Consider the following 5,951-nt stretch of genomic DNA (forward strand, 5'->3'; position numbering starts at 1 on the left):
CCCCGGGGCCGGGCACGCGGCAGAGCCCCGCACCGCGGCGGAGGCCGCCGGGGCGGGCGGCGGCGCCCCGGGGACGGGCAGCGTGGCCGCCGACCCCGGCGCCATCCCGCAGCAACTTCCCCCCGACGTCGCCCACTTCAGCGGCCGTGAGCGCGAACTCGCCGGGCTGGACGCCCTGCTGCGCACCGGCGCCGCCTCCACCGCCGGCCGGTCGCCGACCGCCGCCGTGATCGGGGTGATCGCGGGAAGCGGCGGCCTCGGCAAGACCACCCTCGCGGTGCACTGGGCGCACCGGGTCCGCGACCGCTTCCCCGACGGGCAGCTCTACGTCAACCTGCGCGGCTTCGGCCCCACCGGCTCCGCGATGACCGTGGCCGAGGCGGTCCGCGGCTTCCTCGACGCCTTCCAGGTGCCCGCGCACCGCATCCCCGCCACCGTGGAGGCGCAGACCGCGCTCTACCGCAGCCTGCTGGCCGACCGCCGGGTGCTGATCCTGCTCGACAACGCCCGCGACGCCGAGCAGGTGCGCCCGCTGCTGCCCGGCTCGCCGGGCTGTCTGGTGGTGCTGACCAGCCGTAACGAACTCACCGGGCTGGTCGTCGCGGAACAGGCCCGGCCGCTGCCGCTGGATCTGCTCGGCCGTGCCGAGGCGCGCGAGCTGCTCGTCGGCCGCATCGGGGCCGAGCGTGCCGCCGCCGAACCGCAGGCCGTGGAGGACGTCGTCACGGTGTGCGCGGGGCTGCCCCTGGCGCTCGCCATCGTGGCCGCCCGCGCCGCCACCCACCCCCGCTTCAGCATCGCCGCGCTCGCCGATGAGCTGCACGACGCGCGCGGCAGCCTGGACGCGTTCGAGGGCGGGGACGCCACCACCGATGTCCGGGCCGTGTTCTCGTGGTCGTACCACACCCTCGGCGACGACACCGCCCGCCTGTTCCGGCTGCTCGCCGTCCACCCCGGCCCGTACATCGCCGCCCCCGCCGCGGCCTCCCTCGCCGGAGTGGGCCTGTCGCAGGCGCGCAGGCTGCTGGGCAGGCTCACCCGGGCCCATCTGATCGCCGAGCGCAGCCCGGGCCGGTACGCGTTCCACGATCTGCTGCGCGCGTACGCCATGGAGCTGACCCAGGAGTACGACTCGGCGGACGACCGCCGGTCCGCGCTGCACCGGGTGCTCGACCACTATCTGCACTCCGCCGTCGCCGCCGGGCGCGCCTTCACCCCGCACCGGGAGCCGATCGCCGTCGCCCCGGCGCGGTCCGGTGTCACCGTCGAGACGTTCGACGAACACGCCCAGGCGCTCACCTGGTTCACCCTGGAACACCCGGTGCTGATCGCGGCCCTCCAGCGGGCCGCGGACGCCGCCTTCGAGACCCACGCCTGGCAACTGGCCTGGTCGCTGATGGAGTACCTGGACCAGCTCGGCCACTGGCACGACCAGCGCACCGTCCACCGCATCGCCCTGGGCGCCGCCCACCGCATCGCCGATCCGGCCGGGCAGGCCTACGCCTGTCACGGGATGGGCCTCGCCGATCTGCGGATGGGGCGGTACGACCGGGCCCGCGGCCATCTGCTGCGCTCGCTCAACCTGCACGGCGAGGTCGCCAACCACATCGGCCAGGCCCGCATCCATGTCGCGCTCAACATGACCGCCGAGCGCCAGGGCCGGGACGAGGAACTGCTGTACCACGCCCGGCGCTCGCTGGAGCTGTACCAGGTGGCCGGCCACCGCAAGGGCGAGGCGTACGCCCTCAACAACCTGGGCTGGGCGTACGCCAGGCTGGGCGACTTCCAGCAGACCCTGGTGCACTGCGCCCAGGCGCTCGCCCTCCTGCGGGAGGCGGGCGACGGGCGCGGGGAGTCGGCCGCCTGGGACAGCCTCGGGTACGCCCACCACCACCTCGGCGACCACCAGCAGGCCATCACCTGCTACCGGCACGCGGTCGCGCTGCGCCGCACCCTGGACGAGCGGGTGCGGGAGGCCGAGTCGCTGCACCGGCTCGGCGACGCCCAGCGGACCGCCGGGGACGTGGCCGGGGCGCGGACAAGCTGGTGCGCGGCGCTGAGCCGCTTCGACGCCCTCGGCCACCCGGACGCGGACCGGGTACGGGACGAGCTCGCCCGGCTGGGCGATCCCGGACCCGACTCCGACTCCGTTACTTGAAGGGGATGCGGACGAAGGACTGGTTGCCCGTGCCGAGAGTGCTGGCGCCGTTGCCGATGGCGTTCCACACCTCGACCCGGACCTTGCCGCCCGTCATGTTGCCGAGCGAGCCGGTGGCGGATGTGAGGCCGCGGGCCTGGGTGTAGTGCTCGTAGCCCGGCACCGGATCGGTGGCGAAGTACTGGTAGGTCTCGGTGCGGTCCCAGCTGCCGTCGCCCGTGAGGTCGTAACTGACCCTCACCTGCTGCCCGTTGGCGACGGTCGTGCCCGCGTCCACGAACAGGTCGAAGGCCGTCGAGCCGCCGCTGTACGTCCGGGTGATGCCGGACGAGGTGAAGGTCTGCGGCTGGTACGGCGTCCCGTCGTGGTTGGTGCCGCCCGCGGAGGCCAGGGTCGTGGCGCTCGCGGACGAGGAGGCCGCGCCGAGGGCGCCGCCCGTACCCGGGTAGAGCGTGGCGGAGCCGGTGCCGGGGTCCGTTCCGCCGCCGCCCCGGGTCCAGACCGCCACGTAGTCGACGAGCATGGGGTGGCCGGGAACGGTGGCCGCGGTGGGCGTGGCCGAGCCGTGGACACCGTTCGGGAACGCGCCGCCCATCGCCACGTTGAGGAGCATGAAGTAGCCCGCGTGGTCGGTCATGTTCGACCAGGTGGTGGCGTCGACCTGGCTCTGGCTGATGCTGTGGAACTGCTGGCCGTCCACGTACCAGCGGAGCTGGTTCGGCGTGGTCGAGCGGTCCCACTCGAAGCGGTAGGTGTGGAACGCGGACTGGCAGCTCGACCCCGGGCAGGCGCGGCTGGCGCCGAGGCCGGTGCTCTCGTTGCAGGCGCCGCCGGGGTTCACGCCGCAGTGCAGCACGCCCCACACGGAGTCGATCCCGTTGACGTTCTCCATGATGTCGAACTCGCCGATGCCCGGCCAGTTCTGGTAGTTGCCGCGGTACGGGCTGCCGAGTGCCCAGAAGGCGGGCCAGTAGCCGAGGGCGGCGGTGCCGGTGACGTTCGGCATCTGGATGCGGCCCTCCATGCGCAGCACCCCGCCGGCCGGGGCCTTGAAGTCGGCGCGCTTGGTCTCGATGCGGGCCGAGGTCCAGTTGCCCGCGCCGTCGCGGAGCGGGGTGATGCGGAGGTTGCCGCTGCCGTCGAGGGCGAGGTTGCTGGTGGAGTCGGTGTAGCGCTGGATCTCGCCGGTGCCCCAGTTGCCGGGGCCGCCCGGGTAGCTGAAGCCGGTGTCGATCTGCCAGTTGGTGGCGGAGGGCAGGGTGTTCGCCGCGCCGGTGAAGTCATCGCTCCACTGGAGGGTCCAGCCGGGCGTGGGCGGCACATCGGCCCGGACGGACGTGGCGCCGAGGAGGGCGACGGCGGTGGCGGCGAGTGCGGCTAACGCCGATCGGAGGGCGGACCTGAGCGGGGATCTGCGTCTGCGGTGGCGCATGGACGTACCTCCTGAAGGGGGGGGGTGAGAGCGCTCTCACCCCCTCTTTAGGCGTGTCCACGTCAGTCGTCAACCTTTTGAACGCGGCCTTGTGCGCCGTGGGTCAGGCCGGGCACAGCCAGATCGTGGCCAGCGGTGGCAGCACCGGCAGGAGGCTGGCCGGGCGGCCGTGGGCGGCCGTCGGCTCGGCCTTCAGCGGTTCCGGATTGAGGACGCCGCTGCCGCCGTACCGCGCGTCGTCGGTGTTCAGCACCTCCCGCCACAGCGGGACCGTGTCCGGAACGCCCACCCGGTACGCATGCCGCACCACCGGCGAGAAGTTGCTGACCGCCAGCAGCGGGGAGCCGTCCGCGTCGAAGCGGAGGAACGCGAACACGTTGTCCTCGTGCCCGTCCCCCTCCACCCACGCGAACCCCTCCGGCACCGTGTCCCGCTGCCACAGCGACGGCGTCGCCGCGTACACCCGGTTGAGGTCGCGGACCAGGTCGCGCACCCCCCGGTGGTCGGGTTCGGCCGAGTACGAGGGGTCCAGCAGCCACCAGTCCGGGCCGTGGCGCTCCGACCACTCCGCCCCCTGCGCGAACTCCTGCCCCATGAACAGCAGTTGCTTGCCCGGATGCGCCCACATGAAGCCGAGGTACGCCCGGTGGTCGGCGCGCTGCTGCCACCAGTCGCCCGGCATCTTGCTCACCAGCGCCCGCTTGCCGTGCACCACCTCGTCGTGCGAGATCGGCAGGACGTAGTTCTCGCTGTACGCGTACACCATCGAGAACGTCATCTCGTGGTGGTGGTACTTCCGGTGCACCGGTTCGTGCGCCACGTAGCCCAGCGAATCGTGCATCCACCCCATGTTCCACTTCAGCCCGAAGCCGAGCCCGCCGAAGCCGCTCGCCCCCACGTGGTGGGTGGCCCGGGTGACGCCGTCCCAGGCCGTGGACTCCTCGGCGATGGTCACGACGCCCGGGCAGCGGCGGTAGACCGTCGCGTTCATCTCCTGGAGGAACGCCACCGCGTCCAGGTTCTCCCGGCCGCCGTGCGCGTTGGGCGTCCACTGGCCGGGCTCGCGGGAGTAGTCGAGGTAGAGCATGGACGCCACGGCATCGACGCGCAGACCGTCGATGTGGAACTCCTCGCACCAGTAGACCGCGTTCGCGACCAGGAAGTTCCGCACCTCCGTGCGGCCGTAGTCGAATTCGAGCGTCCCCCAGTCCGGGTGCGCCGCCCGCAGCGGGTCCGACGGCTCGTACAGCGGCCGCCCGTCGAACTCCGCCAGCGCCCACGCGTCCCGGGGGAAGTGCGCGGGCACCCAGTCCACCAGCACCCCGATCCCCGCTTGGTGCAGCGCGTCGACCAGGTACTTGAAGTCGTCGGGCGGGCCGAGGCGGGCCGTCGGCGCGTAGAAGCCGGTCACCTGGTAGCCCCAGGAGCCGCCGAAGGGATGCTCGGCCACCGGCATCAGCTCCACATGGGTGAAGCCGAGATCCTTGACGTACGCGGGCAGCTGCTCGGCGAGCTGCCGGTAGGTCAGCCCGGGCCGCCACGACGGCAGGTGCACCTCGTACACCGAGAACGGCCGCTCGTGCACGCGGTCCCCGTCCCGCCGCGCCATCCAGTCGCCGTCGCCCCAGCGGTGGTGCGAGGCGTGCACGACCGACGCCGTCGCGGGCGGGCACTCGGTGCGCCGCGCCATCGGGTCCGCGCGCAGCGTGCGGCTGCCGTCGGGCCGGGTGATCTCGAACTTGTACAGCGCGCCCTCGCCCACACCGGGCACGAACAGCTCCCACACGCCGCTGGAACCGAGCGAGCGCATGGGGAATCCGGTGCCGTCCCAGTAGCAGAAGTCCCCGGTGACCCGGACCCCGCGCGCGTTCGGCGCCCACACGGTGAACCGCGTCCCGGCCACCCCGTGGTGCGTCATCGGCTGCGCGCCGAGCGCCCGCCACAGCTCCTCGTGGCGGCCCTCGCCGATCAGGTGCAGATCGAGTTCGCCGAGCGCGGGCAGGAAGCGGTACGGGTCGTGGACCTCCACTTCGGCGTCGTCGTACGCCACGAGCAGCTGATAGTCGGGGAGGGCGGCCAGCGGCAGCACACCCGAGAACAGCCCGTCCCCCTCGGCCCGCAGCCGCGCCCGCAGCCCGTCGGCGACGACGGTGACGGCCCGCGCGTACGGGCGCAGCGCCCGGAACCGGATGCCGCCGCGGACCGGGTGCGCGCCGAGGAGCGCGTGCGGGTCGTGATGCGCCCCGGTCAGCAGCCGCTGCCGGTCGCCCTCCCCGAGCGGACTCGCGGCCCGCACCCCGTGGTCGTCGTACGGCCCGGGGTCGGGCGGGGGCGGTTGCTGCACGGCGGGCGCGGGCGCGG

At 73.4% G+C, this 5,951-nt stretch carries 3 protein-coding genes; 1 reads left to right on the top strand and 2 read right to left on the bottom strand.

What is annotated here, in order from left to right:
* On the top strand, positions 1-2,158 hold a 2,158-nt coding region (locus tag EEJ42_RS35235), incomplete at its 5' end, for an ATP-binding protein (protein WP_148082139.1).
* Here the strand turns inward: EEJ42_RS35235 and EEJ42_RS35240 are convergent.
* Together EEJ42_RS35240 and glgB are read right to left on the bottom strand one after the other, a co-directional pair.
* The gene (locus EEJ42_RS35240; protein WP_123106290.1) at positions 2,151-3,590 is read right to left on the bottom strand and encodes a glycoside hydrolase family 16 protein; all 1,440 of its coding nucleotides are present in this window, start codon (positions 3,588-3,590) and stop codon (positions 2,151-2,153) included. The two genes, EEJ42_RS35235 and EEJ42_RS35240, sit on opposite strands and share 8 nt — an antisense overlap.
* 103 nt (positions 3,591-3,693) lie before the next feature.
* Positions 3,694-5,934 carry a 1,4-alpha-glucan branching enzyme gene (gene glgB, locus EEJ42_RS35245; protein ID WP_123106291.1) on the bottom strand — a complete coding sequence of 747 codons (2,241 nt, stop codon included), beginning with the start codon at positions 5,932-5,934 and terminating at the stop codon, positions 3,694-3,696.
* Positions 5,935-5,951: the final 17 nt, after the last annotated feature.

Origin of the sequence: Streptomyces botrytidirepellens (assembly GCF_003721215.1) — a bacterium.
In the GTDB taxonomy this organism is placed as follows: domain Bacteria; phylum Actinomycetota; class Actinomycetes; order Streptomycetales; family Streptomycetaceae; genus Streptomyces; species Streptomyces himastatinicus.

Bases quoted from the DNA above. Each gene is read 5' to 3' on its own strand.
- EEJ42_RS35240 (WP_123106290.1), bottom strand. From the start codon at position 3,590: ATGCGCCACCGCAGACGCAGATCCCCGCTCAGGTCCGCCCTCCGATCG.